Origin of the sequence: Asticcacaulis sp. YBE204 (assembly GCF_000495855.1) — a bacterium.
GTDB lineage: Bacteria > Pseudomonadota > Alphaproteobacteria > Caulobacterales > Caulobacteraceae > Asticcacaulis.
Genome location: NZ_AWGF01000010.1, coordinates 31,564 through 57,050, shown reverse-complemented (window position 1 = coordinate 57,050; position 25,487 = coordinate 31,564). Strand labels below are relative to the sequence as shown.

General features: G+C 62.2%; 27 protein-coding genes and 1 pseudogene. 2 read left to right on the top strand and 26 right to left on the bottom strand.

Going from position 1 to position 25,487, the window contains the following annotated elements:
* Positions 1–15 precede the first annotated feature (15 nt).
* From trbJ to AEYBE204_RS32205, 16 genes and pseudogenes are all read right to left on the bottom strand, one after another.
* Positions 16–735, bottom strand: a complete 720-nt coding sequence (trbJ, locus tag AEYBE204_RS32265) for a P-type conjugative transfer protein TrbJ (RefSeq protein WP_031230840.1) — start codon at positions 733–735, stop codon at positions 16–18.
* Between the two features lie 37 nt (positions 736–772).
* Complete coding sequence (trbE, locus tag AEYBE204_RS32260; protein ID WP_023462699.1) at positions 773–3,205, bottom strand: conjugal transfer protein TrbE; 2,433 nt, start codon at positions 3,203–3,205, stop codon at positions 773–775.
* A complete protein-coding gene (locus AEYBE204_RS32255) occupies positions 3,199–3,462 on the bottom strand; it encodes a VirB3 family type IV secretion system protein (protein ID WP_023462698.1) in 264 nt (87 codons plus the stop codon). Before AEYBE204_RS32255 ends, trbE begins: the two co-directional genes overlap by 7 nt.
* Entirely contained in the window at positions 3,462–3,776 is a 315-nt protein-coding gene (locus AEYBE204_RS32250; protein ID WP_035442096.1) for a TrbC/VirB2 family protein, read from the bottom strand. The genes AEYBE204_RS32255 and AEYBE204_RS32250 overlap by 1 nt, the downstream gene beginning before the upstream one ends.
* Positions 3,777–3,823: 47 nt before the next feature.
* A complete protein-coding gene (gene trbB, locus AEYBE204_RS32245) occupies positions 3,824–4,810 on the bottom strand; it encodes a P-type conjugative transfer ATPase TrbB (RefSeq protein WP_023462696.1) in 987 nt (328 codons plus the stop codon).
* Positions 4,807–5,214 carry a ribbon-helix-helix protein, CopG family gene (locus tag AEYBE204_RS32240; RefSeq protein ID WP_023462695.1) on the bottom strand — a complete coding sequence of 136 codons (408 nt, stop codon included), beginning with the start codon at positions 5,212–5,214 and terminating at the stop codon, positions 4,807–4,809. Before AEYBE204_RS32240 ends, trbB begins: the two co-directional genes overlap by 4 nt.
* Positions 5,211–7,235: a conjugal transfer protein TraG gene (locus AEYBE204_RS32235; protein WP_023462694.1), complete on the bottom strand. Its 2,025-nt coding sequence runs from the start codon at positions 7,233–7,235 to the stop codon at positions 5,211–5,213. Before AEYBE204_RS32235 ends, AEYBE204_RS32240 begins: the two co-directional genes overlap by 4 nt.
* Before the next feature lie 116 nt (positions 7,236–7,351).
* Positions 7,352–7,753 (bottom strand): helix-turn-helix domain-containing protein, encoded by a 402-nt coding sequence (locus AEYBE204_RS32230; RefSeq protein WP_031230837.1) that lies wholly within the window; start codon positions 7,751–7,753, stop codon positions 7,352–7,354.
* A gap of 172 nt (positions 7,754–7,925) precedes the next feature.
* Positions 7,926–8,519: an arsenate reductase ArsC gene (locus AEYBE204_RS0120430; RefSeq protein ID WP_235068201.1), complete on the bottom strand. Its 594-nt coding sequence runs from the start codon at positions 8,517–8,519 to the stop codon at positions 7,926–7,928.
* 10 nt (positions 8,520–8,529) lie between these two features.
* The gene (arsH, locus tag AEYBE204_RS40890; protein WP_031230832.1) at positions 8,530–9,252 is read right to left on the bottom strand and encodes an arsenical resistance protein ArsH; all 723 of its coding nucleotides are present in this window, start codon (positions 9,250–9,252) and stop codon (positions 8,530–8,532) included.
* 75 nt (positions 9,253–9,327) lie between these two features.
* A pseudogene (gene arsC / locus AEYBE204_RS40885) lies at positions 9,328–9,660 on the bottom strand (arsenate reductase (glutaredoxin)); the annotation flags it as partial.
* 1 nt (position 9,661) lies between these two features.
* Complete coding sequence (gene arsB / locus AEYBE204_RS32225) at positions 9,662–10,663, bottom strand: ACR3 family arsenite efflux transporter (protein ID WP_023462690.1); 1,002 nt, start codon at positions 10,661–10,663, stop codon at positions 9,662–9,664.
* 83 nt (positions 10,664–10,746) lie between these two features.
* Positions 10,747–11,079: a helix-turn-helix transcriptional regulator gene (locus AEYBE204_RS32220; protein WP_023462689.1), complete on the bottom strand. Its 333-nt coding sequence runs from the start codon at positions 11,077–11,079 to the stop codon at positions 10,747–10,749.
* A gap of 125 nt (positions 11,080–11,204) precedes the next feature.
* The gene (locus tag AEYBE204_RS32215; protein WP_023462688.1) at positions 11,205–11,387 is read right to left on the bottom strand and encodes a hypothetical protein; all 183 of its coding nucleotides are present in this window, start codon (positions 11,385–11,387) and stop codon (positions 11,205–11,207) included.
* A gap of 52 nt (positions 11,388–11,439) precedes the next feature.
* Complete coding sequence (locus tag AEYBE204_RS32210; protein ID WP_023462687.1) at positions 11,440–11,766, bottom strand: hypothetical protein; 327 nt, start codon at positions 11,764–11,766, stop codon at positions 11,440–11,442.
* A 44-nt stretch (positions 11,767–11,810) separates the two neighbouring features.
* A complete protein-coding gene (locus AEYBE204_RS32205) occupies positions 11,811–12,227 on the bottom strand; it encodes a helix-turn-helix domain-containing protein (protein WP_023462686.1) in 417 nt (138 codons plus the stop codon).
* A gap of 66 nt (positions 12,228–12,293) precedes the next feature.
* Here AEYBE204_RS32205 and AEYBE204_RS32200 point away from each other — a divergent pair, with 66 nt between their 5' ends.
* Positions 12,294–14,414, top strand: a complete 2,121-nt coding sequence (locus AEYBE204_RS32200; RefSeq protein ID WP_031230831.1) for a heavy metal translocating P-type ATPase — start codon at positions 12,294–12,296, stop codon at positions 14,412–14,414.
* A 28-nt stretch (positions 14,415–14,442) separates the two neighbouring features.
* Positions 14,443–14,829, top strand: a complete 387-nt coding sequence (locus AEYBE204_RS32195) for a YkvA family protein (protein ID WP_023462684.1) — start codon at positions 14,443–14,445, stop codon at positions 14,827–14,829.
* Between the two features lie 40 nt (positions 14,830–14,869).
* On the opposite strand, the gene AEYBE204_RS32190 is transcribed toward AEYBE204_RS32195, so the two are convergent.
* The 10 genes from AEYBE204_RS32190 to AEYBE204_RS32145 form a co-directional block, all read right to left on the bottom strand.
* Complete coding sequence (locus tag AEYBE204_RS32190) at positions 14,870–16,753, bottom strand: TonB-dependent siderophore receptor (RefSeq protein ID WP_235068199.1); 1,884 nt, start codon at positions 16,751–16,753, stop codon at positions 14,870–14,872.
* 255 nt (positions 16,754–17,008) lie between these two features.
* Positions 17,009–17,437 (bottom strand): hypothetical protein, encoded by a 429-nt coding sequence (locus tag AEYBE204_RS32185; RefSeq protein WP_023462682.1) that lies wholly within the window; start codon positions 17,435–17,437, stop codon positions 17,009–17,011.
* A 118-nt stretch (positions 17,438–17,555) separates the two neighbouring features.
* A complete protein-coding gene (locus AEYBE204_RS32180) occupies positions 17,556–17,957 on the bottom strand; it encodes a hypothetical protein (protein WP_155908395.1) in 402 nt (133 codons plus the stop codon).
* A 102-nt stretch (positions 17,958–18,059) separates the two neighbouring features.
* Positions 18,060–19,025: a hypothetical protein gene (locus tag AEYBE204_RS32175; RefSeq protein ID WP_023462680.1), complete on the bottom strand. Its 966-nt coding sequence runs from the start codon at positions 19,023–19,025 to the stop codon at positions 18,060–18,062.
* A 164-nt stretch (positions 19,026–19,189) separates the two neighbouring features.
* Positions 19,190–21,112 (bottom strand): DUF3363 domain-containing protein, encoded by a 1,923-nt coding sequence (locus AEYBE204_RS32170; protein WP_023462679.1) that lies wholly within the window; start codon positions 21,110–21,112, stop codon positions 19,190–19,192.
* Between the two features lie 154 nt (positions 21,113–21,266).
* Positions 21,267–21,767: a lytic transglycosylase domain-containing protein gene (locus AEYBE204_RS32165; protein WP_235068197.1), complete on the bottom strand. Its 501-nt coding sequence runs from the start codon at positions 21,765–21,767 to the stop codon at positions 21,267–21,269.
* A 101-nt stretch (positions 21,768–21,868) separates the two neighbouring features.
* Positions 21,869–22,405 (bottom strand): S26 family signal peptidase, encoded by a 537-nt coding sequence (locus tag AEYBE204_RS32160; RefSeq protein ID WP_023462677.1) that lies wholly within the window; start codon positions 22,403–22,405, stop codon positions 21,869–21,871.
* Complete coding sequence (locus tag AEYBE204_RS32155) at positions 22,405–22,641, bottom strand: helix-turn-helix domain-containing protein (protein WP_023462676.1); 237 nt, start codon at positions 22,639–22,641, stop codon at positions 22,405–22,407. Before AEYBE204_RS32155 ends, AEYBE204_RS32160 begins: the two co-directional genes overlap by 1 nt.
* A gap of 274 nt (positions 22,642–22,915) precedes the next feature.
* Positions 22,916–24,106, bottom strand: coding sequence for a hypothetical protein (locus AEYBE204_RS32150; RefSeq protein WP_023462675.1), 1,191 nt, complete (start codon positions 24,104–24,106; stop codon positions 22,916–22,918).
* 609 nt (positions 24,107–24,715) lie between these two features.
* Entirely contained in the window at positions 24,716–25,024 is a 309-nt protein-coding gene (locus AEYBE204_RS32145; RefSeq protein WP_023462674.1) for a DUF736 domain-containing protein, read from the bottom strand.
* Positions 25,025–25,487: the final 463 nt, after the last annotated feature.

Genomic DNA, 25,487 nt, shown 5'->3' with positions numbered 1-25,487 from the left:
TTGGCCTTAGTGAAGCTACTGTCCGGCCTTGCCGGACCCAAGGAAACGGCGGGTAGCGGCTTTGGCGGCGGCTTCCGCTTCCGCCTTGCGCGCGGCGTCGAGCGCCTCGGCACGGCCCTGCGCCGCCAGGAGGGCCTGAATCTGCATCTGTTGCTTGGCGGTCAGCGCGAGGAGTTGGTTGGTTGCCTGTTGCGCTTCCAGGGCACCGTCAGAGCGTTCGGCGGCCGAGACGATGCGGTTCAGCGCAGCGGCGTCGTCAGCCAGCATCTCGGAAATCTGGGCCTGCACGTTCAGGGTCTGACCGTAGGCCTCCATGGCGGACTTCCACCGCGTTTCTGCACCCGACAGGAGATCGCTGATCTTCAGGTTGCCCCCGTAGGCCCCGGGGAACTGTAGGGAAAAGGCCTGACGCGTCGCGTTGAGGTTCAGGGCGATGCCCTTGGCCTCCTTCATGAGCGCGTCGATGGCGGCGATATTCTTGTTGAGACCGGCGAGCGCGCTGACGTCGAACTTATTGAGGTTCTTCGCCATGTTCTGAAGCATCACCGCTTCATTTTGCAGGCTGAGGATCTGATTGTTGATCTGCTGCAAGGCGCGGGTGGCCTGTAGGACGCTCTGGACGTAATTACTGGGGTCGTAAACGACCATCTGCGCCTGTGCCGCCGACACAAGTAAGGTCGTTGAACCCGTCGATACCAGTCCAACAGCCAAAGCCAATAAGGCACTCTTTTTCATGACCAATTACTCCATTGATTGAGATTTTTAATTCGGCTCACTGACCCGAGGCCGACGGGGGATCAGTGACCGCCAAAAGGTCTGCCGCCCAAGGCAGACCGCGTGCGACGAGATAGCGAGCAGCGAAGGCATCCGGTGGACAATCGGCCAGCACCGCATCGATCAGGCGCTGGTCGTCCGGGCTCGAGGCGGCGCATACGGCCAGCGCTACTGGCCCGAGGCGCAAGTCGAATAGCCGGTTGCCGCGCCGGCTTTGGACGTAATAATGCCGCTTCGGCGTGGCCTGCCCGATAAGGCTGATCTGACGGTCGTTCAGACCGAGACGCTGATAGGCCGCCCGGCTTTGGGGCTCGACGGCGCGCTCGTTGGGCAGGAACAGACGCTGCGGACAGGATTCGATCAGTACCGGCGCGATGGGGCTATCGACCACGTCGGCAAGGCTCTGCGTAGCGAACAGAACGCTGACATTCTTTTTGCGCAGGACCTTCAGCCATTCCCGGATACGGGCGGCGAACAGCGGGTGATCGAGGAAGACCCAAGCCTCGTCGAGGATCATCAGGGTCGGTCGGCCGTCGAATCGGGCTTCAAGACGATGGAAGAGATAGGTCAGCACCGGCGCCACCAGTTGCCGGTCGTTCATCAGGCTTTCCATTTCAAAGCCGTGGATCGCTGTCAGTTCCAGCGTCTCGTGGTCGGCATCGAGGATGTGCCCATAGGGGCCGTCGAGCGTGAACGGTCGAAGCGCGACCTTGATGTCGTTGAAGGACAGGACCGCGCATAGGCCGGTCAGTGTGCGCTGCTCAACCGGTGCGCCGGCCAGCGCTTCCAGCGCCGCCCAAAGAGCATCGCGTCCATCCAGCGAGAGATCGAAGCCCTGCTGGTCGAGCAAGGCCGAAAGCCAGTCGAGCGCCCAGGTGCGTTCGGATAGGTCATCAATATGCCTCAGCGGCTGAAACCCCACTTCTCCGTCCCGGCCGATGGCGTGGTGGCTGCCGTTCAGGGCCAGGATGGCCGCCCGGGCCGAACCGCCCTTGTCGAAGACGAAGACTTGCGCGTTGGCATAGCGCGGGAAGGATACCGCCATGAAAGCGAGCAGCACGGATTTGCCGGCCCCCGTCGGGCCCAGCACCAGCATATGGCCGACATCGCCGACATGGGTCGAAAACCGGAACGGCGTCGAGCCTGAGCTGACCGCATGGAATAGCGCCGGACCGTCGAGGTAGGTATTTCGCTCCGGTCCGGCCCACAGGGTCGACATTGGCGCCAGATGACCGAGGTTCAGGGTGTGGACCAGAGGCTGGCGCACATTGGCGTAGAGATGTCCGGGCAGGCTGCCGAGCCAGGCTTCCACTGCGTTGAGACTTTCGGCGATAGCGGTGAAGCCCAGCCCGTTGATCACGCGCTCGATCTGGCGCAACCGTTCATCGGCGGTTTCGCGGTCCGGTCCCATGACCGTAAGCGTGGTCGTCAGATAGCCGAAGCCTACATGGTCGCCACCGATGGCCTGCAAGGCGAGATCGACATCGGCGACCTTGTTGTCCGCATCGGTGTCGGTAAGCGCCGAAGCCTCCTTATAGAGCACTTCGCGCATGAGCGAGGCGACCGACTTGCGCTTGGCGAACCACTGCTTGCGCAGTTTTGTCAGGGTCTTCACCGCTTCGGGCTTATCCAGCGCGATAAAACGCGTGCACCAGCGATAGTCGAGATCGAGGTGGTTGAGCGCGTCCAGCAAGGCGGGGCGCGTGTGGTTGGGAAAGCCCAGGATCGTCAGGGTGCGTAAGGACTGATTGCCCAGGCGCGGCTCTAGGCCGCCGGACAAGGAGGTGTCTGTCAGGATGGCGTCGAGATAGACCGGGATGTCCGGCACGGCGACGCGGTGGTCCTTGGTCGAGACGCAGGCGTGCAGATAGGTCAACGTCTCCGCGCCATCCAGCGTGCGAATGGACGGAAGGACCGCTCCGAGCAGGTCGAAGACGGCATCGGTCCGATCGATGAATTTGCGTAAGCTGTCGTGCCAGTCGCGACCCGTCACCTTCTCTTCACGCTCGACGAAGGCTTCGCCCATGCCGTCGAGTTGATCCGCCGGGGGCATGAAGACCAGGGTCAGATGATAGCGCGACTCAAAGTGCTGGCCTTCCTCACCCGCGAAGGTCGCCCGGCGTTCTTCGTCGATCAGACGGGCCAGACCGCTTTCAGCACCAGTATCGGGATAGCCCTGCGCCCGCCCCCGTCGCGCCTCGAAGAAGACGGCCCAGCCGGAGCCCAAACGTCGGAAGACGTTGTTGAGGCGGGCGGACAGCGCCACCAGTTCTTCGGGCGTGGCGCTCTCAACGTCCGGCCCTTCATAGCGGGCGGTGCGCTGGAAGCTGCCGTCCTTGTTGAGGACGACGCCGGGGGCCGCCAGCACGGCCCAGGGCAGGTGATCGGCCAGACGATCCATCGTCTGGCGGTACTGACGCAGGTTCAGCATGAGAAATAGCCCTTCTGACGCAGATGGCGCAGGGTGACGGCGACGCAATGGGGGTCGTGTTTGGCGGCGAAGACCGCGAGGGTGTGGCCCGATACCCAGAGGAGCAGGGCCGGAATCCACATTTGCAGGCCCAGGCCCAGCGCCGCGGCGAGTGTGCCGTTGAGCAGGGCCAGACCGCGGGGCGCGCCGCCCAGGAGCAGGGATTGGGTGAGCGCCTGATGCAGAGGCACCTCGTAGCCTTCGACCGCCGCGCTCATCAGATCAGCGCCCCACCGCCGAAGGAGAAGAACGTCAGGAAGAAGCTCGACGCCGCAAAGGCGATCGAGAGGCCCAGCACAATCTGGATCAGCTTACGCAAGCCCCCGCTCGTCTCACCGAAAGCCAGAGCCAGACCAGTGATGACGATGGCCAGAACTGCCACGATCTTGGCGACCGGCCCCTGCACGCTGTCGAGGATCTGCTGAAGCGGTTCCTCCCATGGCATACCGGAACCGGCGGCCAGCGCGCCGGACGTCGACAGGGCGAGCGCCAGACCGAGCGCCAACGGAAGCGCGTAACGCGTCCGGTCCATATGCGAAAAAGACTTATACATCAGATATCTCCATGTTGAGGTTGAAGTCAGGTCTCCGCCGCCTCTAGCGGTCGAAGTCGGTAATCGCCCTCAGCGGTCAGGCCGTCGAGCGCCATCACGGCCTCGACCCGACGCGGCGTCCGGGTGAATGGGTTGTGGTTCTGGATGAAGACGACGACGTCGACGGCGTCGGCGATCAGCCGGCGCGGGACGTGGACGACCGCCTCCTGAATGAGCTGTTCGAGCCGATAGAGGGCACCGACGGCCGAATTGGCGTGAAGTGTGGCGACGCCGCCGGGATGCCCGGTGTTCCAGGCCTTTAGCAGTTCCAAAGCTTCACCGCCGCGCACCTCGCCAACAATGATGCGATCCGGCCGCAGACGCAGCGTCGAGCGCACCAGTTCGCTCAAGGACGCGACGCCTGCCCGAGTGCGCAGGGCCACCACATCGCGCGCGGCGCATTGCAGTTCGCGGGTATCTTCGATCAGGACGACGCGGTCGTTCAGGGCTGCGACCTCCGCCAGCAAGGCATTGGCGAAGGTGGTCTTGCCCGACGACGTGCCGCCGGCGATCAGTATGTTGCGACGATCCTGAACGGCCGAGCGCAGAAGGCGCGCCTGCACCGACGACAGCATGCCGTCGCTGACATAGTCCCCCAGCGTGAAAACGCGGGACGCCGGCTTTCGGATGGCGAAACAGGCCCCCTCCACTACGGGCGGCAACAGGCCTTCGAAGCGTTCACCCCGGCGGTCGGGCAGGAAGGTCGGGAGTTCGGCCGAGACGATCGGCGCGTCCGCGTGCACCTCGACGGCGACATGGCTGGCGACCAGACGCACGATGCGTTCACGGTCGGCGGGCGTCAGGACGATATCGGTTATCACGCGCCCCTCGCCCGCCCGATCGAGCCAGACCGTGCCATCGGGGTTGGCCAGGATTTCGATCACAGCGGGATCTGTGAGGGCGGCGTTGATCGCGTCGCCAAAGGCGGTACGCAACATATCGCGCAGACGGCGCGCGGACTGAGACGGCGTCATGACGGTAGATCCTCTGAGGGGCTGATTTCCGAGCGGCCTTGCGCCAGCTTGCGGCCGACCTGCTCGATGAAGGCTTCGAACCGCTCGCGGCCCCGGGCGCGCGCGGCGGGATCGGGGTCCGGGAGATGCGCGTCGCGTTGAAGCGTCTGGCGGATGAAAAGCGCCAGGCTTTCGAGAATGATCTTCTGGTCGCGCTCGACCCGATCAAGCTGGCGGCTCAGCCGGTTGAGGCGGACGGCGAAGCGTTCATCGAGTTCGTTGGCGCCGCGGCGCTCGATCCAGGCCAGAATGGCGGCCTCCAACACGGCGGATTTCGTGCGGCCCGGCTCGGTGGCCAGCGCATCGAGCTTGCGGCTCAGATCGGCATTGAGATGAAACTGGTGGCGGATGCGGTGGGGTTTCATCGGTCCACCCCGAATTCGCGCTCTACGTTGAGGGCGGCAGCGCGCTGCACCGGCGTCAAAGTCCGCACGCGGTCCAGCGCCCGCTTGTCCGCCGCCAGGTCGGTATCGTCTTCAGTCGTCCGCTCAGGATCGCTTTCGACGGTCGGCTTGGCGTCGTCGGCTTCATCGCCGAGGCTGGGGTGGCGTTGGAGTTGCAACCCGCCCTCATCTTCCGTCTCCTCGGCCTTGGCCTCCAAGGCGGCGGCGAGCTGGCGAGAGGTGGCGCGTATCCGACCGTCCCAGTCGTCAGGACGCGCAGCGGGGCGATCGGCGTAACCCGCCTCGGTCAGAACGGGCGGCGGCAGGCGACGTCGCATGAAATTGGCGTCTTCGAAATAACGAAGCTTCTTGGCGCGGACGGGTGCCAGACCCGACACCAGCACCAGCTCATCCTGCGGCGGCAATTGCATCACCTCACCGGGCGTCAGGAGCTGGCGGGCGGTCTCCTGCCGGGACACCATGACGTGGGCGAGCCAGGGCGACAGGCGGTGACCGGCGTAGTTCCGCTGCGCGCGCAATTCCGTAGCGGTCCCCAGCGCGTCCGAAATACGCTTGGCCGTGCGCTCATCATTGGTCGAGAAGGCCACACGCACGTGGCAGTTATCGAGGATGGCATTGTTTTCGCCGTACGCCTTGCTGATCTGGTTGAGACTTTGAGCGATTAAGAAAGCGCGGACGCCGTACCCGGCCATGAAGGCGAGCGCCGTCTCAAAAAAGTCCAGTCGCCCCAAGGCCGGAAACTCGTCGAGCATCATCAACAGTTGATGGCGGAGGGACTTGGAAGGATCGCCTTCGAGGCGCTCGGTCAGGCGACGGCCGATCTGATTGAGGATCAGACGCACCAGCGGCTTGGTGCGCGACAGGTCCGACGGCGGAATGACCAGATAGAGGGAAACCGGGTGCCCGGCGTCCATCAGGTCGGCGATGCGCCAATCGCAATGCGACGTCGTACGCGACACCACGGGATCACGGTAGAGGCCCAGAAAGGACATGGCGGTCGAGAGGACGCCGGAACGTTCATTTTCGGACTTGTTGAGTATTTCGCGCGCGGCGGAGGCTACGACCGGATGGACCTTGGGATGGGTCTTGTCGCCCAGATGGTTGGTGCTGAGCATCCGGTGCAGGGTGTAGTCAAAGGTGCGCTGCGGGTCCGAAAGGAAGGTGGCCACGCGTGCGAGGGTCTTTTCCTCTTCGGCGTACAGCACATGAAGTATGACACCTACCAGCAAGGAATGACTGGTTTTTTCCCAGTGACTGCGGTGCTCGACCGAACCTTCCGGATCGACCAGAATGTCAGCGATGTTTTGCACATCGCGCACCTCGTTGGGGCCTTTGCGGACTTCGAGGAGGGGATTGTAGCGCGCGGATCGCAGGTCGGTCGGATTGAACAGGAGGCAATGCGAGAAGGTCGAGCGCCACCCGGCGGTCAGTTCCCAGTTTTCGCCCTTGATGTCGTGGATGACGGCCGACCCGTTCCAGGACAGAAGGGTCGGGACCACAAGGCCGACCCCTTTACCGGATCGTGTGGGCGCGAAGGCCATGACGTGTTCGGGGCCGTCGTGGCGCAGATAGTCGCCGCCGATCCGCCCCAGAAACACGCCACGGTCACGGAAGAGACCGGCCGCTTCGATTTCCGGGCGCGATGCCCAGCGCGCCGAGCCATAGGTGGTGACGAACTTCGCCTGACGCGCGCGCCAGACCGAGCCGGCAATCGCGGCCCCGCAGGCCATCAGCCCGCTCGATGCCGCCAATAGACCCGCGCGGTGAAAGACCTCGGGTGCATAGGCCTCGTAATGGAACCACCAGATGAAGAGTTGCCACGGACGGTAGACAGGCACACCCCACCAAACGGCCCACGCCGGTCCGAGTTGCTGCTGATAGGCCAGTTGCGCAGCGGCCCATTGCGTCGCCGTCCACACGCCTAGGAGGGCGATTGCGAAGACGATCAGGATTTGGCCGAAAAGGATTTTGGTGGGGGTCATGGCGCAGTCCGAAAATGAACTGCGCGAGCATGGGGGCGCGCCGTGGAATCTCAGATAGCCCGGCTGTACGCTCGGGCTACCCCATTCTACCCCTTATTCCCTTGGTGTTTCAGGTGTCACTCGTCCGCGAGCGTCTTAACCAGGTCCAGAACCCGCCGGCGATGCCGAGACGACTCGATGCGCGGAAAACTGGCGGCCAGTTCAATACCTTCGCCGGTCGCCAGAAACGAATGCACAGACGCCTCGCCAACGGAGGTTTCCGCGTGTACCTCCGCGTCCACCCCTTCGAAAAAGTACGAGATCGGTGCCTGCAAGGTACGTGCGGTTTGGTACAGCTTCGACGCGCTTATCCGATTGCTTCCGCGCTCGTACTTCTGGACCTGCTGGAAGGTGAGCCCTAGACTGTTGGCCAAAGCTTCCTGACTGAGACCGAGGAACTTCCGCCGCATTCGAATGCGCTCACCGACATAGACGTCGATGGGATTGGGTTGCCGAGTATCGGCTTGCGATTCGGTAATAGCTGCCCTCGTCGTCGCCTAGTGGCGAGCGGTCCGTTCTCGATTGAAACGATCCGTATCGGGTAAATGGACCTATAGGCTGAGCCTTGTCGCGTAAAGGGTTTGATGCTGGTTAAGTGAATGAAAATTCCCTAGCCGAGTATCGCAATAAGTAAAATCTCCTGTCCATTGCTCACGGACGCCCCGGTGCTGTGCCTAGGTCCGTGGTCGGCAATCCGGCAGCGGCCAGCGCCGCGACCAGATCACCGTCGCGCGGATCGATCAGCGTGAACACGCCCGCTTCGTCTGTCGGCATCAACTGGCCAATCTCGTCGAGCACGGTTTTGAAGGCTCCTCGGTCGGACGCCAGCCTATCGAGCGGAAGCGCTAGAAAGGCTTCAATACGCGCCCGCAGGATCGTATAGGCCTTGCGGAAGGCGGCATTGATCTGCGCCTCTGTGCCGGTCACATGGGCCGGGTCTTCGACGCCCCAATGGGTTCGCAGGACATTGCCGATATAGGCGGGGCATTCCTCGCCTGCGGCGCTGCCGCAGACAGTGATGACGATATCCGGCACCTCCGGCAGGTCTTCCCACGACTTGCTGGACGCGCCTTGCGTCGATATGCCTTCGCTTCCCAGCAACGCCAGTGACCTCGGATGGACATACCCCGTCGGGCGGCTGCCGGCGCTCATGGCACGCCAGCCACTCGGCGCGAGATGGTTCAAGGTGAACTCTCCGAGAATCGAGCGGCAGGAGTTACCCGTACAGAGAAAAAGAACCTTCATGGCGGCGGCCTTAGATAGAGCGGAGATTGACGCGCTTCGATAGCTCTTCGGCGCTTTCCTTGCGCTCGGAATAGCGGTCGACGAGGTAGTCGGCCCGTTCGCGGGTCAGGAGGGTGAACTTCACCAGTTCCTCCATGACATCGACGATGCGGTCGTAATAGGAGGACGGTTTCATCCGATCGTGTTCGTCGAACTCGGTGAAGGCCTTGGCGACGGACGACTGATTGGGGATGGTGATACAGCGCATCCAGCGGCCCAGCACGCGTAGCTGGTTGACGGCATTGAACGATTGCGAGCCGCCCGAGACCTGCATGACTGCTAGGGTCTTGCCTTGGGTGGGACGAACCGATCCCAGCGCCAGCGGTATCCAGTCGATCTGGGATTTCATGACGCCTGTCATGGCGCCATGCCGCTCGGGCGAACACCAGACCATGCCTTCGGCCCATTGCACCAGTTCGCGCAGTTCCTGCACCTTGGGATGGCTGACATCGGCGTCGTCCGGCAGCGGCAGGCCCGACGGGTTGAAGGTCCGCGTCTCCGCCCCGAAGCGGTTGAGGATGCGCGCGGCTTCTTCGGAGACCAGACGGCTGAACGAGCGCGACCGCACCGATCCATAGAGCAGCAAAATGCGCGGCGCGTGGGTCATCGGCTCGGGCGCGAGCAGCTTGGTCTCGTCTATTGCCTGAAAGCTCTCGGCGTCTATATTGGGCATCCCCGGCAAACCGACGCGCATACCGGCGCTGTCGATCATCTCCGTTCCGTCTTCCTTGAGGAACGGCCCCTTGGGCCAGGTGTCCAGCAGGTCCAGCACGGCCTCCGACGGGCGGCACAACTTGGAGCCCTTGTCGGTGATGACGATGGGCCGGTTGACAAGGACCGGATGCACCAGCATCTGCTCGAAGATCACGTCGTCGGTTACGGCCGGATCGAGCAAGCCCAGTTCCTTGGCGGGCGACTTGGTCTCCCGCAGCGCCTGCCGCGGTGTCAGGCCCGCATAGGCCAGCAGATTGTGCAGTTCGTCGGCGTTCCAGCCCACCTTCAGATATTCGATGATCTCGGGTTCGTAGCCCGCGGCCTGGATTACGGCCAGGACGTTGCGCGAGGTGCCGCAGTCCGGGTTGTGATAGATGACGGGCTGCATCTTAGACCTCGTACGTTTGTTTGTTGGCGACCTTCACCAGCCACAGCATGACAGGCACCTCGACCAGAACACCGACGACGGTGGCGAGGGCCGCGCCGGAGTGCAGACCGAACAGGCTGATGGCGACAGCGACGGCCAGCTCGAAGAAGTTGGAGCCACCGATCAGGGCGGCGGGTGCGGAGATGTTGTGCGGGATTTTGACCTTGCACATCCATTTGAAGGTCAGGAAGAACATCAGGATGCTTTGCAGAAGGATCGGCACGGCGATCATCAGGATCACCAGCGGCTTTTCCAGCAGGACCTGCGCCTGAAAGCCGAACAACAGGACGACGGTCGCCAGCAGGCCGATGATCGACCACGGCTTCAGGGCATCGAGCAAACTTTCGACCCTGGCGGCGGGTAGCGCCTTGCGGGTCAGATAGCCCGCAACGATCGGAATGACGACATAGAGCACGACCGACAGGATCAGGGTGTCCCATGGGACCACGACATCGGTCACGCCGAGCAGCAGGGCGACGATGGGGGCGTAGGCCACGATCATCACCAGATCGTTCAGCGAGACCTGCACCAGCGTATAGTTGGCGTCACCCTTGACCAGCCGGCTCCACACAAAGACCATCGCTGTACAGGGTGCGGCCCCCAACAGGATCAATCCGGCGATATAGGATTTGGCGTCTTCTGCCGGGATAAAGCCCGCGAAGATATACTGGAGAAACACCACGCCCAGGGCGGCCATGCTGAAGGGTTTGACGAACCAGTTGATGAAGAAGGTGATGATCAGGCCCTTGGGCTCTTTTCGAACCTCGCCGATGGTCGAGAAGTCGATACTGATCATCATGGGGAAGATCATCACCCAGATCAGCACGGCCACCACCAGATTGACGTGGGCGTATTCCAGGTGTGCGACCGTCTGAAACACGGGCGGGAACAGGTGGCCCAACAGCACACCGGTGAGGATCGATAACCCGACCCAGACTGAAAGATAGCGCTCAAATTTGCCCATCAGGCTCTTGGCTCCAGACGTGAGGGCGCAATCACGCTGGCACACAGCGCGTTAAACTGACCTCGCTTTTTTGGCTTATGCGCCTAACAGGCGCAGACGATTTTCTGGATCAGCGGCTCGCATAACTCCTTGCGGCCGCCACAGCAGTCTTCCAACAGGAACGACAACAGTCCTTGCAGACCATCATAGTCCGCGAAGTAGCGGATCGACCGCCCTTCCCGCTCGCTTCTCAGCAGACCCGACTGCTGCAAGACTGACAGGTTGGCCGACATGGTGTTTTGCTTCACGCCCAGACGTTCGCCGATATCTCCTGCCGGCAGGCCTTCCGGTCCCACCTGAACGAGCAAACGAAGAACGTCGAGCCGGGTTTCCTGGCTCAGGGCGGCGAATGCCTGTGTTGCTGCCTTTTTATCCATATATCGAGCTATAATGATATATGGATAAGATGTCAAGTGCCTGGCCTTGCATTCGGCTGGCCTCGAAAACAAGAATGCCCGCGATGTTTCCACCGCGGGCACCTGTCTAATCGACCGGAAGAAGCTTAGTTCTTGTGGTCCTTATGGGCATCCGGCTGATCCGCCTTTTCCTTGTCGCAGCAGCAGCACTTTTCCATGGCTTCGCAACAGGATTTGACGGCGTCCTTGACCGCTTCCGGGGCGGCCGCATAGGCGGCACCGGCGGCGAACAGGGCAACAAAAGCAGATGTGACGATGATACGTTTCATCGGATAACTCCGTTAGATAGATTGAATGTAAGGTGTCTTATCTATCGGAGGATCAGCGCGGAGGCGGCGCACGCGGGCCGAAGGTAATCCCGCCATAGTGGGCCGAATTGACGGTAAAGGTCAGGGCATCCGTCTTCATAACCACTACGAAGTCATAGGACGCCGGTGCGATGACCGGACACTGAAGACCACAGGCCTTATAGACTGCGGGCGCCTTTTCAGGACAGCAAGGCATCTCGGGCATTTCATTCGCGGAAACGGCCCCCGTCGCAGGATGGCTCATCATTGTCTCGGCGGCCGCTGGCGTGCTGCCGCACAGGATCATGGCCATCAGGCCCATGATCATCGAGACAGCGTTGAAGCGGAGACAGCGGTGCATGAAATCGAATGTATAGGGGCTTCGGTCTTAGGGCAACCGGGACTTTATGAGCCCTGTGGTGCGGGCGCCAGCGACTCTATGATGGCGCAGTCGGCCACGATGTTGCAGTGGCAGCTTTCAATCACCTGATCTAGCACGGTCTTTAGGGACTGAAGGTCTTTGATCTTTCGCTCCACCTCGTCCCGATGGGCACGGGCGATCACATCGACGGCCGCACACGACTGCGACCGGTCGTCAGAGAGCGTCAACAAGGCGCGGACCTGGTCGAGCGAAAAGCCCAGATCGCGCGCCCGACGGATGAAACTTAGCCGGCTCAAATGCGCGGGTTCATAGGCCCGGTAGTTACCTTGGGTTCGACTGGGTTCAGGTAGAAGGCCGTTCTTTTCATAAAAGCGGATGGTTTCAACCTTGGTGCCCGTGGCGCGTGACAGATCACCGATCGAAAGATGTGCGGAACTCATGGCTTGACCCTATAGCGACTACAGGGTGTATATATGCCAGCCCGTTCCCTCCGTCGAGGTCTTGATATGGCGTCTCCCTCCCCCATCCGTCTACGCGTCGAAGGCATGGACTGCGGCGCGTGCGCGCTCAAAATTGAAACCGCTGTCAATCGACTGCCGGGCGCCAGCGATGTCGCCGTGTCCTACCAGAACGAGACGCTCGTTCTCAGTCTGGATGAGGACCTGACCCCCGCGGCGATTCTCCAAGACCAGATTCGCAGCCTCGGATATGTACCGTCCGCAATGGCCGAAGAGACGCGTACGCTTCCAGCGGTAAAGACCGCCGTGCCCTGGTGGAAAACCGGTAAGGGCAAACTGGTTTTGATGACCGGTCTGATGTTGGCCATCGGGCTGGGATTGGAACGCCTGCTCCCCTCCTACGCGCTCTACATCACCTCCATCGCCGCCCTGATTAGCGTGTTTCCGTTCGCACGCCGTGCGGTTTCGGGCGCGCTGGCCGGCTCGCCCTTCTCCATCGAAACCCTGATGTCGGTGGCCGCCATCGGTGCGGTCTTCATCGGTGAAGGTGAAGAGGCCCTGACGGTCGTCTTCCTGTTTGCTGTCGGTGAAGTTCTTGAAACCGTTGCCGCGGGGCGTGCTCGGGCGGGTATCGAGGCCCTGATCGGACTGGTTCCTCGCACCGCCCGTATCGAACGCAATGGCGGCGTCGAAGAGGTGCCGGCGGAAGCTCTGGAGATAGACGATATTGCCATCGTCCGGCCGGGCGATCGAATCCCGTCCGATGGTGAGGTGGTCGAAGGTGAAAGCGAGGTCGACGAGTCGCCCGTGACCGGCGAGTCTGTGCCCGTGTTCAAGGGAGCGGGCTCGGACGTGTTTGCGGGCAGTATCAACGCCAATGGGGCTCTGCGAGTGCGTATCACGCATAAGGCGGCCGACAACACCATTGCCCGGATCATCCACCTCGTCGAAGAGGCGCAGGAGAGCAAGGCACCCACCGCACGCTTCATCGACAGGTTCAGCCTGTGGTACACGCCGGCTGCGATGCTGGTGGCCGCCCTGATCATCGTCATTCCGCCCGTGCTCTTTGCACAGGACTGGACGACGTGGATTTATCGCGGACTGGCGACCCTGCTCATTGCGTGTCCCTGCGCGTTGGTCATCTCAACCCCGACAGCGATTGCCTCGGGTCTGGCCGCCGGGGCACGCCAAGGTCTGCTGATCAAAGGCGGCGCGGCACTGGAAACGCTCGGCAAGATCAAGACGGTGGCCTTTGACAAGACCGGCACGTTGACGCGCGGCAAGCCTCAGGTAACGGACATCATAGCCCTGACGGGTAATGAGGATGACTTGCTGGCGCGCGCCGCTGCCGTCGAAGCCAATACCAGCCATCCGCTGGGCAAGGCTATTGTTGACGCCGCCCGCACCCGCGCGTTGGACATCCCCGCCGCCTTCGGCGGCTCGACCGCCGTACCCGGCAAGGCCGTGACGGCACGTTTGAAATCAGGCTTTGTCTCGGTCGGCTCCCCATCCTTCGCAGCGAGCAAGGCGGCGCTAACAGACGAGACGACGGCCAGGATCAACGCGCTGGAGCAGGAAGGCAAGACGGTCGTGGTTGTCCACGGAGGCAAGGTCGCCGAAGGGCTGATCGCCATCCGCGATGAATTGCGCGAGGACGCGAAATCCGCCGTAGCGGCCCTGAAAGCGCGGGGCATACAGACACTGATGCTGACCGGCGACAATCGCCGGACGGCCACCGCCATTGCCGCACAGGTCGGCGTCGAGGCTGAGGCGGAGCTGCTACCGGAGGCTAAACTTGCCCGCATTGCGCAGATCGCTAAAGACAGCCCGATTGCCATGGTCGGTGATGGGATTAACGACGCCCCCGCCCTGGCGGCTGCCTCGGTCGGCATCGCCATGGGGGGCGGAACCGATGTGGCGCTGGAAACCGCCGACGCCGCGCTGCTGAAGGATCGCGTCTCGGGTGTTCCCCAGTTGATATCCTTGTCCAGGGCGACGCTGGGCAACATCTGGCAGAACATCGCTCTGGCTCTGGGGCTGAAGGCGATATTCCTTGTCACGACACTGACGGGAGCTACGACGCTATGGATGGCGATCCTGGCAGATACAGGGGCCACTGTGCTGGTCACCCTGAATGCGTTACGTTTGCTGGGACTGCGACCGAAATGAGCCGGCGGACATAGGCAGGAGACTGACCATGAAATGGCTGGAAGTTGCTAAGAGATGGGCGAAAGCCATAAAACGCGATGTGATCGCCTTGTGGATAGCTGCGCGTGATCCAAGGACACCCATCTCCGCTAAATTGGTAGCTGGTGCCGTCGCTGCATACGCGCTTTCGCCGATCGACCTAATCCCAGACTTTATCCCTGTCTTAGGATATTTCGATGACCTGCTGATTGTGCCTATTGGTATCCTGTGGGCAGTGCGGCTCATTCCCGCCACGCTCATGAGCGAGTTCCGAACGACCGCGTCTAACCGTACAACTCGCATAGTCAGTCGATCCGGCTTAGTCGCGGTCGTGTTGATCTGGTTGACGTTCGGTGCATTTCTGACGTTTTGGATTTGGCACAAAGCGGCAGACTGAAGGTGTCGCTGCTTCACGCCCTAGGCGATACCAATTCACGTCAGAAGCGAAGGCGAACCCCGGCATTAGCGGTAAAGCCCTCGGTCGGCTGCCAGGCGTCGACGGTCCAGCGGCCGTCGGGGGCGCGACGCGGCCGCACCAGCGGATCGTGCCTGGTCTGGCGGACATTGAGGAGGTTCTCCAGGTTCAGGAACAGGCTGACCTTACCGAGCTTGACCTCACCCATGGCCCCCAGTTCCCAGTAGGGCTTACCTTCCGTCCGATACGGATTGTCTTCCAGAGTCTGCCGCCCAGTATAATAGGCCTCGAAGCCGAGACGGCCCTTGCCTTCTTCTTCCCACATGGCAACCAGACCCCCCGTATGCTTCGGGGTATCCGGCATGTCGCGGCGCAGGCCGGTGGCTGGATGAGTCTCGGTGGCATCGACGATGACATAGCTGCCGGTTAGCGAGAAGCCTTCGTGGCGATAGCGCAGGCGCAGTTCCGAACCGCGCGTGCGGGTGACACCGATCGCGTTGATCAGCCGCACGCTGGTGTCGCTGGTCTCCTGAAGCTGGACGGCATTGTCGATGTCAGAAGCGAAGAGCGTCATGTTCGCCTCAACCGGGCCAGCCGTATAGGTCAGATCGACAGAGGCCGTCTGCGCTTCCTCGGCCTTCAGGCGCCCGAGCGGTGACAGACGCGCCAGACCGGCCGCTTCAATCTCCTCCACAAACGGCGTCGGCGCGTAATAGCCCCGTCCGACCGAAGCCCGCACCGTCCAATTGCCGGGACGGTAGAGCATCGACACGCGTGGGCTGAATTGCGAACCATATTCGCTATGATCGTCCACGCGCGCGCTGCCGGCCAGCGTCAGATCGCCGATCTTCTGTTCCACCTGACCGAATACACCCCGCACGGTGTAGTCGTAATTGAAGCCGCTATAGCGCTTGGAACGATAGCGATCGCCTTGCCAGGCCAGACCCGCGACCCATGATGTGCCGCCTTTTTCCCCGGTCAGGGAGGTCTCGACAAACGTCGTATTGTGATTGTCGCGGTCCATCGCCTCACCAAAGCGATGATCGTGGCGTTGACTGAGCGTCGAAGCGCGAACATGCAGCGTGCCGACGCCTTCGACCGGTGCTTGCGCGGTCAGGCCAGCGTCCATCCGACGGCTGTCCTGTGTCTCGCGGAAGAAGGTGGCGTCCGGCACGGTGCGACCGGAGACGTTCCCGCCATCGCGCTGTTCGGTCATGGCGCCCAGCGTCAGCAAGGCTTTGGCGCCATTGTCCCCATACCAGAACAGACGCGGACGCAAGGTCCAGCGCTCGTACCCCGCCATATCGATCCAGCCGTCACCGTCGATGTCGTTCTGATCCTGCCGGTGATACCCGGCTGTGATCGAATAGCTAAGGCGCTCGCTGATTGCGGCGGAGCTATAGGCCGTCAGGTCCTGACCGCCGCGGCTGGTGACATTGAACAGAAGCTCGGATTCAAGTTCAGGGCTGGGGCGACGCGACACCAGATTGATGACGCCCGCCAGGGCAGACCCGCCGTAGAGCGCCGAGGCCGAGCCCTTAATGACTTCGACCTGTCCCAGATCGGTGGGCGGCGTCTGCAACAGGCCCAGGGATTGGCCGCCGTAGATCGGCAGTCCGTCCGTCAACAGAAGCGTGTAGCGCCCCTTCATGCCCTGCATCCGGATATTGGATGCCCCCAGCGACGGCGACGTCACCTGCACACGGATACCAGGCGTTTCGCTGACCAGCATAGCGATGTTGCCCGGCATCATCGCGATCTTTTCTTCGATCTCTTCGCGGTTGATGACCTCGACACGGATCGGCTCGTCCTGAAGCTTGCGCCCGGCGCGCGTGGCCTGGACGATGACCTCCGTCACCTCTTCTTCTTCGTGTGCCTCATTTTCTTCGCGGCTCTGAGCGGACACTGACGACGCTGCCGGCAGCGAGAGAGCAACGAGCGCGGCAAGCGCCGTGCTTTGGGCGAGAAATTGTTTGAAAGTGCGCACGATCGACCTCGGCAAATGAATACGTGCCGGGCCATACAGTCTGTAGCCACTAGAGGGTCAAGAGTGTTTCTGGCTGCCGATCATAAATCTGACGGCGACATCCCAGTCGAGGCCAGGTGCCACCCCTGCCCCTACCGTAATCCATTGCCCTTGTATGTTCAGAGTTCACCTCGTCTATTCGACGTAGACGCACTCAGGCGCGGCTCGGCGATTCCGTGCAGCCAGTCGTGCGTCAACTTGCCGGATACCCGCTTCGACGTCTCGCGTGCGAAAGGGGCCAGGCAATAGCAGTTGCACCGGCCCGCGGCGTGCATAGTTCAGCGCGGCGGTCAAATGGTCGGGCGAGGCTTCCTCAGTGGCAGTGACGATTGCCAGCGGCGTCCGCCCGGCCAATGCCTTGACTTCGGCCAGTCGGGACATGACGTTCGTGTGTCGGCCGTATAGACTGAGCACAACCAAATTCCATTGGCGCATGCGCAAGGCATCACGCGCTATATCGATGCTGTGGGCCAGAACCGGAGTCAAACCCGATGTCCGCATGATGGCTGCCAGGATTTGCCCGTGACGGACGCTCTCCTCAATGATCAGTACGGATGACGGCATGAACGCCCCTTTGGTTGCAGCGCAACACTGCCCGTATAACGCGACTATTTCAGCCCCAGATGATGGTTAACCGTCCGATTGTGCTGCCCATCAAGATCACCGGCCTTTAGGCCGTTCGCTATTCGTCATCCGGGATCGCCTCGCCCATTAGGATGCAGGAGGTCAGCGCCTTATCCCAACGATCGAACACCTCTATTGGCTGCGTCTCGAAATCGCTGCGTAACTCCGCCCGTCCCTCGACCACTCTGAAATGGGTGTAGGGGGTCTCCCCGCCTGAGGTATCTTTGGTACGGACGTAGCCACAGACCTCTCCGTATCCCGCGCGTACATTCCAGAAGGTGGCTGTTTCTGGATTTGGCAGACGACGCCTGACGAGCGCCTTCGCGGAAGACACCTCATGCGCGGTCTGTTCTCTCGCCCGGCGCTCAGGCGCGTCACGCACCCACAGCCCGGCAGCTATGAGCAAGCCGATGCCGAGGAGCAAGGTGCCGAGTATCAACGCCAATTTCTTCTGTTTCACCGTCACGCTTGTCGAACCTCAATGCCCGGGTGCCCCCGCGCGACAAGGACGCTTGAACGTGCACAAGGTATCAATGCCGAAGGTGCTTGCGCTTCGCCCAGATCACTGTGGCGTCATCGTGATCTTTACGCGCAGCGCCGACACCTTCCCTTCGGCCACGGCCCACCCAAACGGAAAGGTGCACGTGATCGATGAGGTCTTGGACACCAAGGTATACTTTCCCGGGGGTAACTGCCGGATAATCGTCGCACCGTCCAGGCTATGCCCGGCGTCGTCGCCCGTTGTGTTCGGGAGGTCCGCATTGGATTCGCGCGTCTCCACCGTTTCGGTCCCACGCACAATTGATATCCGGCTAGAGCTATGGGCAAACGACATGATGGCGTGTGCCTCTGACGACAAGTTCGCGCGCATCTCTACGCGCGCCTGATATCCGGCAGGCACCTCCAGTTCATGCGTCATGCGCCCCCATGTTGAACATCGCTCAGTCTCACTGATCAAATAGCCCCCGGACCGCTCCGATCGACCCTGCCCCGGCGCGCAATCGGTGAACTGCTCAAACTGGAAGTCTGCGCTGACCAATTCCTTGACTGTCCCTCCGACCGGTGCCGGCGGGGGCGTCTGCGCTGCCGACGCTTCGGGCGCCCGACGACGCAGCACCTGCGCCCCATTGACCGCGGCCACACTCACGCTTGGATCGATGCCTTCAAACGCTTTGACTGAACTGTTCAGATCGAATCCGCCCTTGGCCAAAACCCGTTGGATGTCTCGCTCGTGTGCCGCGCGAAATGCTTTCGCCAAGGCGAGCCGTTTTGCCGGGTTCTTTTCATTGAGGATTGGCCGAAGGTCTTTCTCGATCGCGGCCTTCAAAATCGGATCACTGTCCAGTGCCTTTGCCATGCGGGCGTTGAGCCGTACATTCGTGTCGATAATTTTTTGATCGATGACACTTTCACTGTCGAGCTTCGCGCTCTTTGCCGGGAGGACAAACCGCTCCTGAGCGGCTGACGTGTTGGCGAACGCCAGCAGGGTGACGGTGAGGAGTAGCGTCGACGCGAACGTGCGGGTCATGGTTGAAGGTCCTTCGACAAGGGATCAGATCGGACGGGTAAGCGCTTGGTTTACAGCGACAATCGCGCCACCGCTGTTGCCCCTAAAATCTGCCAATTCCCCGGCAATCGCCATGTCGCAAATTGTTGCAGAGCGTGGATTATTGGCGCGCGGGACCGTCGCACTTATTCCACACCGCGTCCCCGGCTTCGTCCGATCGACCAATTGATTGCGCCACGATCGAGAACGCCTGACACCACCTTCCCCACATGCGGCTCCAACACGGGTCGCCACGGTACGAGCGTGAAATCCCGCGCGCGCTCGATGACGGCCAGCCGCCCTTCGGCGGTGTCGCGATAGCCCGACAGATTGCCCTCCACGCGCTCGCCCTGGCGGGCCGCCACGTAGGGCTTTCCCACCTCCGTCGCGACGCCGCCGGCAATCGCCTCCCATTCCCGACGCCGCAGGCCCTCGCGTTCCGTGGGTGAGAGCACTTGCCGCCCATCGACCGGGACACCTAAACCCTCCGACGCCAACCAGGCCGCACGCGCGACACGCGCTTGGCCCACCCGGCCACCGAACCCCGCGTCGGAGACATTGGGCATTTGGTCTCGATCTAGCCAGGTCAGGCCAGGGTGTTGCGGCAAGCGCTCCAAGGGCAAGGATGACAGCCGCTCGATCTGCACGGGTTTGAGGCGGGCCTGATGGCGCTCATAGTTCAGTGCGGTTTCGCCATAAGACGGGGAGATGACGAAGCTGCCGGTCTCCGAACGCTGCACACCGCCGGTCGTTCGCCGGATGGCTTCCAGGCGGCGGACATGGGTCTGAGCGAAGGTGTCGGTGGCGGACGGATCGACTCTCAAATGGGCTTCGATATCGTAGATGCCGCCGTTGCTCGCCGCCACGCGGAAAATCGTGTGGTCGGCAGGCTTCAGCTCCGGTGTCACGGCGACCACCCGCACAACTGTTCCGGTGCCGGTGCCATCCGACGGCCCCGGGCGGCCGGTGTCGAAGACGTGGACCCGCCCGTCGGTTGCGGCCACAGCCAGATACTGCCGCTCGCCGAAGTCGTCCAGTTCTCCCCGGCGAAGGACCTCACCTATGATCGTCGGTGCCTCGCCTCTTATATCCAGATGGAGAGCCGCATGGCGGAGGTCCGTTCCGCTCAGGTCGTAGGTCAGGGATTTGATGATATCGCCGCGCGCGCCCATCTGTCGTAGGGTCGGCTCCATGTCTGGGCTGAGACGCCACAGGCCGCCCCCCATGTCTTCCGCCAAACCGAAGGCGCCCAAGGTCTGAAGACGGCCGGCGCGGAGGCTTTGCTGAAACGCGTCGCCATGGCGTACGGTAACGGTCTGATCCGCGCCTCTGTCGCGTAGAAGCTGACGGTCGATGCGGGTCCGACGCGGCTGGTCGATTTCGCGGCGCAGACTGTCGGTGACTTCGTGTTCGGTTTGCGGTCCGAGATCGAGCGTGACCAGGGCTTCTGCCCGCGCTCGGATACCATTGCTGATATAGTCTCGGGCCATGATGAGATCTTGCCCCTGATCGTCGCGCCCGCGGATGGCGATATGGGTGTGGGGATGGCCCGTGTTGAAGTGATCGACGGCCACCCATTCCAGCCGCGTGCCCAGGTCCTTTTCCATCTGGGTCATAAGGCGTCGGGTGAGCCCCTTCAGGTCGTCATACTGATCGCTGTCTTCGGGGGCCACGATGATCCGAAACAGGTGCCGGTCGTCGGCGCACGTGTCCAGAAAGGCCTTGCCGTCCGCGCGGTCACTGTCGCGGTCATACAAGGCCCCGGCCTGTCCGTCGCGTGTGGTGCCGTCGCGTTGCAGGTATTTCAGGTGGGCGCGTGCGGCGCCCAAGCCCTTACCGGCCAGCCGGGTGAAGCGGGCCTTGATGACGACGCGGCGGCTGCCTTTGGGCCGGATGCCGACGACCGCTCGCCCCCGCCCCAGACGCGCCTTGGCGACAAAGCGCGCACCGCCCTTTCGGGTGCCGCCGGCCCGGTGAACGGCGTGCAAAACCTGACCGCGAAAGCTCCCTTTGCCCTTGGCGCGCATCTTCCCGAGCCGGGGTTTGAACTCATCATCCTTCGAGGCCATAGAGGCAAACTTTCCTGTTACATTTCAGCAGATTAGACACAAGAGCCTCCGCGCGCCCCGCCTTACCTCCACAAAATCCGATGTGCAGACAATGACTTAGCCGACATAGGAGGCAGTGGTTTTATCTTGCCTTCCCTCTTCTCTTCTCTTCTCTTCACGGCCCGCCCTCCGTTCGCGCCGTCTGACCCAGCCGCACGAACAGGCCGTTGCTGTTTTCCGGGGGCACAGGTTCAGGGGCCGTATCCGCCGTCACGAAAAGCGCCAAGCCCGAGGCCAGAGTGGGCTCGGCGCGGACGACCTTTCGCAGGTACAGCCGCGTCTCAAAAGGCAGGGGGCGGCCTTTAAGCCACTCGGCGTACCGTCCGGGTCCCGCGTTGTAAGCGCCGAACAGACCGGGGTAGCCGAAGCGATCGTACATCGCCCGCAAATAGGCAGTGCCCGCCCGGATATTGTCGCAGGGGGCGTACGGATCGGGACCCAGACCATGCTTCACGCGCATCATCTGGTAGGTGCCGGGCATAAGTTGCATCAGCCCCATTGCCCCCGCCTCCGACGTGATCGGCCGCCCGTTCAGGTGCGTGCGCCCACCGCTTTCCGCCTGTATGACGGCCTCGATCCATGGCGAGGCAATACCGAAATCCGCACTCGCTTGCACAATGCAAGTGCGCCATGAGCTGCCACCGGGTTGCGCCGAAGCAGGCATGTGTCCTGCGGCAAAGCCCGTGGCCAGGCACGTCAAAAGCCACGCCCGCCGCACTATAAGGGCTCCAATTGGCCGCGTATCAGAGCCGTCGGCACGGCCCCAAAATAGCGACCGTCGAAGGAGTACGGACTGGCGGGATTGAGGGGGAAAAACTCGCCCGGATTCAGGGTTCGACATCCGTGCCACTGCGGCATAGGACGCCCCTGTCCGTCGTGGGATTGGCGTATGGCAATGCTTTGGTTATTGATCAAAATCGTCATGCCGACCGCGCAGATTTCGTCACCGGGCAGCGCGGCAACAGTCTTGATCATGGGGACCGATTTGGGCAGATACCGGCGGTGATCAGCCAATACGCGCACGCTTTCCGGCGTGGTCATCAGTACCAAATCGCCCCGGTGCAGGCCCTTCACGGCGGACACACGGTAAAACCCTTTCGGGACGCTGGCGCTGGCGTTGTAGACGATGATCGGCGTCTCCCGGCCCCACTGATTGAACGCCAGACTGAGGACCGCTGCGGTGGTGATCGCGGACAGCCACAGGTGGCGATGACGACGGCGGCGCTGGTGTTGGGGTGACGGGTTTTGCCACATTATTCGGTCCCCCCGGTCGACGGCAATTGCACCCCTTGCGCCTTCGACCACGCATCGAGATCGTCGATGTGATAGCGGATATGGCGACCGTGTTTCCGGTAGGCCGGACCGCGCTTTTTCGGTCGCATCTTCTCCAGTGTGCGGTGGGACAAGCCGATATAGAATGCGGCTTGGCGGGTGTTCAGAAACGGGCTGCCCTTCTTGGCGGCGGCCGCACGATCTTGTTCATTGGACATGGAATGCGCCTCTTGTCGGATGGTGGAAACCGGCGCGCAAATGAGCGGGCCTGCCGACAAGACTGGGCGTGAAACGCGAGACACGGCAGGGACGAAAACGGGGGGACGCGAAAACGTCCGTCCCTCCCGCGCGCCGGATTTTGCCCCTGTGACCCGCTGACTATAATCGACCCGCGAGCCATGCCGAAGGCATGGCGAGCCGCCGGACAGGGCTCGGTCCGGGGCTCAGAAAAGGAAACCGCGCGGCCTATGCAAACCGCGCGGCAAAGGGGTTTCAGATAACCGCCGCCATGAGCTTTTTGGCCTTCATTTCGAGGTCGAGGCGGCTGTCTTGGTGGGGTTTCTGACGCGCTAAAGCTGTGATGCCCTGCACAAAATCGAAGACGCTTTCGGGCTTTTTGCCTTCCTCTTTCAGCACGGTGTCGATGATTTTAGCGGTCTCTGGCTTGGTGAAACCGCGCTTGGTCAGGAAGCCTGCGCGCTCGTCATCGGTCTTCGCCACGACGGTTTCACGCGCGGCCTTGATGCCTTCAATGAATGGTGCTGGCGACGAATTGGCGAAGCGGGTCAGCGCGGGTGCGGCCTCGTAGGCGAAGCGTCCGGCAGCGAATTTAGAATGCCGGATGGTAATGGATTCGAAGTTTTCCACGCCCCAGATGTTGCGGTTCTGGCAGACGCCGCGCAGGTAAAACGAGGCAATGCCGAGGCTGCGCGATCCGACTTCGGAGTTCCAGCAATAGAAGCCCCGGAAATAGACATCGGGGTCGCCATTGGGCAGACGGCCCGCTTCGATGGGGTGGGTGTCGTCCACCAAAAACAGGAACACGTCCCGGTCAGAGGCGTAAAGGGTCGTCGTTTCCTTCGTCACGTCAACATAGGGGTTATGGGTGCGGGTGCCCCAGTCCATCACACCGGGGACTTTCCAGCGGGTTTCGCCGAGACCGTTCCCGGCGATCTTGCGCACGGCATTGACCAGTTCATGATCCCAGATACGGCCATAGTCCGGCCCTGTGACGGCGCGCAATTCGATGCCGCCGTCAGCCGTTTCCAGCGTCTTGATCTGTTCGGCGCGGTGGTTCATCAGACCGTGTTGCAGGTTGATGCCTGATAGCGGCGCGGGCAGTTGGCGCAGGTATCCCGATGGGGCGCCGACAAGGGTGCACAACTGGCCGAAACTCCAATGCGTCGGGGCAATCGGATCGGGTCTGCCGGGGCAGATAAGGCTCAGGCGTTCGGCGTCTTCGAAGCTGGCTTCCACACGCACCTGATCACTCGGCACGGTGCGGACATGGGCGCTGTCGGCCCGCCCTTTCACGGCGTCATAGAGGTCATTGAGGTTCAGAAACCGCTCGTCATCGGGGCGGGAAAACCACTGCGAGGACACGCGACCGTCGCGGCTACCTAGAAACGGATTGACGGCGAAGGCTCCAGATACAGCGGTCGGGTCAGAGGGGATATTGGACATTTGAAACTCTCCTTTTGGGCTTGGGTTGCAGCGCACTTACCGCGCTGAAACCCTGCCCCTCGGCGAGAGCTGGGGTAGCAAGGGTCAAGGGCGTTTCCGGCGGAGGGGGATCACCCGGCCTGCACGGAGCCCTTGCGGAGGAAGGCCGGGGAGACCGCCGGAAACGGGACCGCAGGGACGATCCCTTGACCCGCGCGAGGGCGGAGCCCTTAGCCTTAATTGTCTTATTCCGATCTCAATTCCGCTGCTTTCGTCCGCTATCTTCTCCTCAAGTCGCCGGAACGCCCTCACCCGGACTTCGGTGGCTTGCGGACGGTCGCCCCTCAGCCCCCCTGAAGACCGTCCGCCCCCTCTCAAGGCTAAAGACAGACCCCGCCGTTGCCCCCGGCGGGGTCTCTTTGTTTCCCAAGACATTCGATTGCCTCACACCCTTGTGTGTGGCGGCGACGCGGCGCAGGCGATAGGTTTCCTTATGGTCATTGGGCTCATCCCCCCCCCCCTCGATTCCGATGACCGGAGCGGCTTCGCCCTCCGAAGCCGCTCCCAAACCTCACACAGCCCGCACACGAAAAGACCCCGCAGCCAAGGCCACGGGGTCGGGTTGAGGGGTTATTTCGACTGCGGGCGGGTCCACAGCAGATTGTAGGTGTCCGGGTCTTCGTCCTGGAACAGGCTGGCATAGATCGGATGCGAGAAGCTCGGATCGTCCAGCTTGAGGGAGATGTAGTCGCGGCCGTTTTCTGCCTTACGCTTCCAGCCGGCCCCGATCTCAGCCGCCCCGGTATAGACACGGTAGTCGGGGGCGTTTTCGGAGGCGGGCTCGGTTTCGACCAGACGGGCCTTGAAGTTCAGGGTCGCGGTCTTGATGGAGCCAGAGAAGCCGGTTTCGGATTTCACAAAAGTGCCGATGATGGACATGGGTTTGTTCCTTTCTGCGCTCGGGCCGCGCCAATCGCGACCTCGATGGGGGTCGTGCGAACGGGGCCGGACCGCGCGCACCCGCAGGGCCGAAGGACTGGCGATGGGGGCTTTTTTGCTTCGTGATGCAAAGCCGAAGGCGGCGGAAAAAAGCCCACAGCGCCGGTTGCGCGCTTAGGGCCGGTTACGTTCAGACCTCTAATCGTCGAGGTCGCGTCTTGGCTGCGGCTCGGCCAGAAAGGGGCAAACCGTGCGCCGTCCTCGCCCGTTGCGACAGCCGAAACCGGCTTCTCTGGCTCCATCGGGGCGGGGCTCAGTACAGGGAACTCGCGGCGGGGCGACACCGAGCCCCCTTCCGAAAACGCCTCCGGTTGCCGCACCTGTATCGGGTCGATGGGTCACGCCAGACGACAGGAAGCGCAAGACGGAGAACGGGCGCGACTACGTCTCCCTCAAGGTGGGT

Coding starts and splice junctions, on each gene's coding strand:
- trbJ (WP_031230840.1), bottom strand. CDS start 735: ATGAAAAAGAGTGCCTTATTGGCTTTGGCTGTTGGACTGGTATCGACG.
- trbE (WP_023462699.1), bottom strand. CDS start 3,205: ATGCTGAACCTGCGTCAGTACCGCCAGACGATGGATCGTCTGGCCGAT.
- AEYBE204_RS32255 (WP_023462698.1), bottom strand. CDS start 3,462: ATGAGCGCGGCGGTCGAAGGCTACGAGGTGCCTCTGCATCAGGCGCTC.
- AEYBE204_RS32250 (WP_035442096.1), bottom strand. CDS start 3,776: ATGGACCGGACGCGTTACGCGCTTCCGTTGGCGCTCGGTCTGGCGCTC.
- trbB (WP_023462696.1), bottom strand. CDS start 4,810: ATGACGCCGTCTCAGTCCGCGCGCCGTCTGCGCGATATGTTGCGTACC.
- AEYBE204_RS32240 (WP_023462695.1), bottom strand. CDS start 5,214: ATGAAACCCCACCGCATCCGCCACCAGTTTCATCTCAATGCCGATCTG.
- AEYBE204_RS32235 (WP_023462694.1), bottom strand. CDS start 7,235: ATGACCCCCACCAAAATCCTTTTCGGCCAAATCCTGATCGTCTTCGCA.
- AEYBE204_RS0120430 (WP_235068201.1), bottom strand. CDS start 8,519: ATGAAGGTTCTTTTTCTCTGTACGGGTAACTCCTGCCGCTCGATTCTC.
- arsH (WP_031230832.1), bottom strand. CDS start 9,252: ATGCGCGTCGGTTTGCCGGGGATGCCCAATATAGACGCCGAGAGCTTT.
- arsB (WP_023462690.1), bottom strand. CDS start 10,663: ATGGGCAAATTTGAGCGCTATCTTTCAGTCTGGGTCGGGTTATCGATC.
- AEYBE204_RS32220 (WP_023462689.1), bottom strand. CDS start 11,079: ATGGATAAAAAGGCAGCAACACAGGCATTCGCCGCCCTGAGCCAGGAA.
- AEYBE204_RS32215 (WP_023462688.1), bottom strand. CDS start 11,387: ATGAAACGTATCATCGTCACATCTGCTTTTGTTGCCCTGTTCGCCGCC.
- AEYBE204_RS32210 (WP_023462687.1), bottom strand. CDS start 11,766: ATGCACCGCTGTCTCCGCTTCAACGCTGTCTCGATGATCATGGGCCTG.
- AEYBE204_RS32205 (WP_023462686.1), bottom strand. CDS start 12,227: ATGAGTTCCGCACATCTTTCGATCGGTGATCTGTCACGCGCCACGGGC.
- AEYBE204_RS32200 (WP_031230831.1), top strand. CDS start 12,294: ATGGCGTCTCCCTCCCCCATCCGTCTACGCGTCGAAGGCATGGACTGC.
- AEYBE204_RS32195 (WP_023462684.1), top strand. CDS start 14,443: ATGAAATGGCTGGAAGTTGCTAAGAGATGGGCGAAAGCCATAAAACGC.
- AEYBE204_RS32185 (WP_023462682.1), bottom strand. CDS start 17,437: ATGCCGTCATCCGTACTGATCATTGAGGAGAGCGTCCGTCACGGGCAA.
- AEYBE204_RS32175 (WP_023462680.1), bottom strand. CDS start 19,025: ATGACCCGCACGTTCGCGTCGACGCTACTCCTCACCGTCACCCTGCTG.
- AEYBE204_RS32170 (WP_023462679.1), bottom strand. CDS start 21,112: ATGGCCTCGAAGGATGATGAGTTCAAACCCCGGCTCGGGAAGATGCGC.
- AEYBE204_RS32160 (WP_023462677.1), bottom strand. CDS start 22,405: ATGTGGCAAAACCCGTCACCCCAACACCAGCGCCGCCGTCGTCATCGC.
- AEYBE204_RS32155 (WP_023462676.1), bottom strand. CDS start 22,641: ATGTCCAATGAACAAGATCGTGCGGCCGCCGCCAAGAAGGGCAGCCCG.
- AEYBE204_RS32150 (WP_023462675.1), bottom strand. CDS start 24,106: ATGTCCAATATCCCCTCTGACCCGACCGCTGTATCTGGAGCCTTCGCC.
- AEYBE204_RS32145 (WP_023462674.1), bottom strand. CDS start 25,024: ATGTCCATCATCGGCACTTTTGTGAAATCCGAAACCGGCTTCTCTGGC.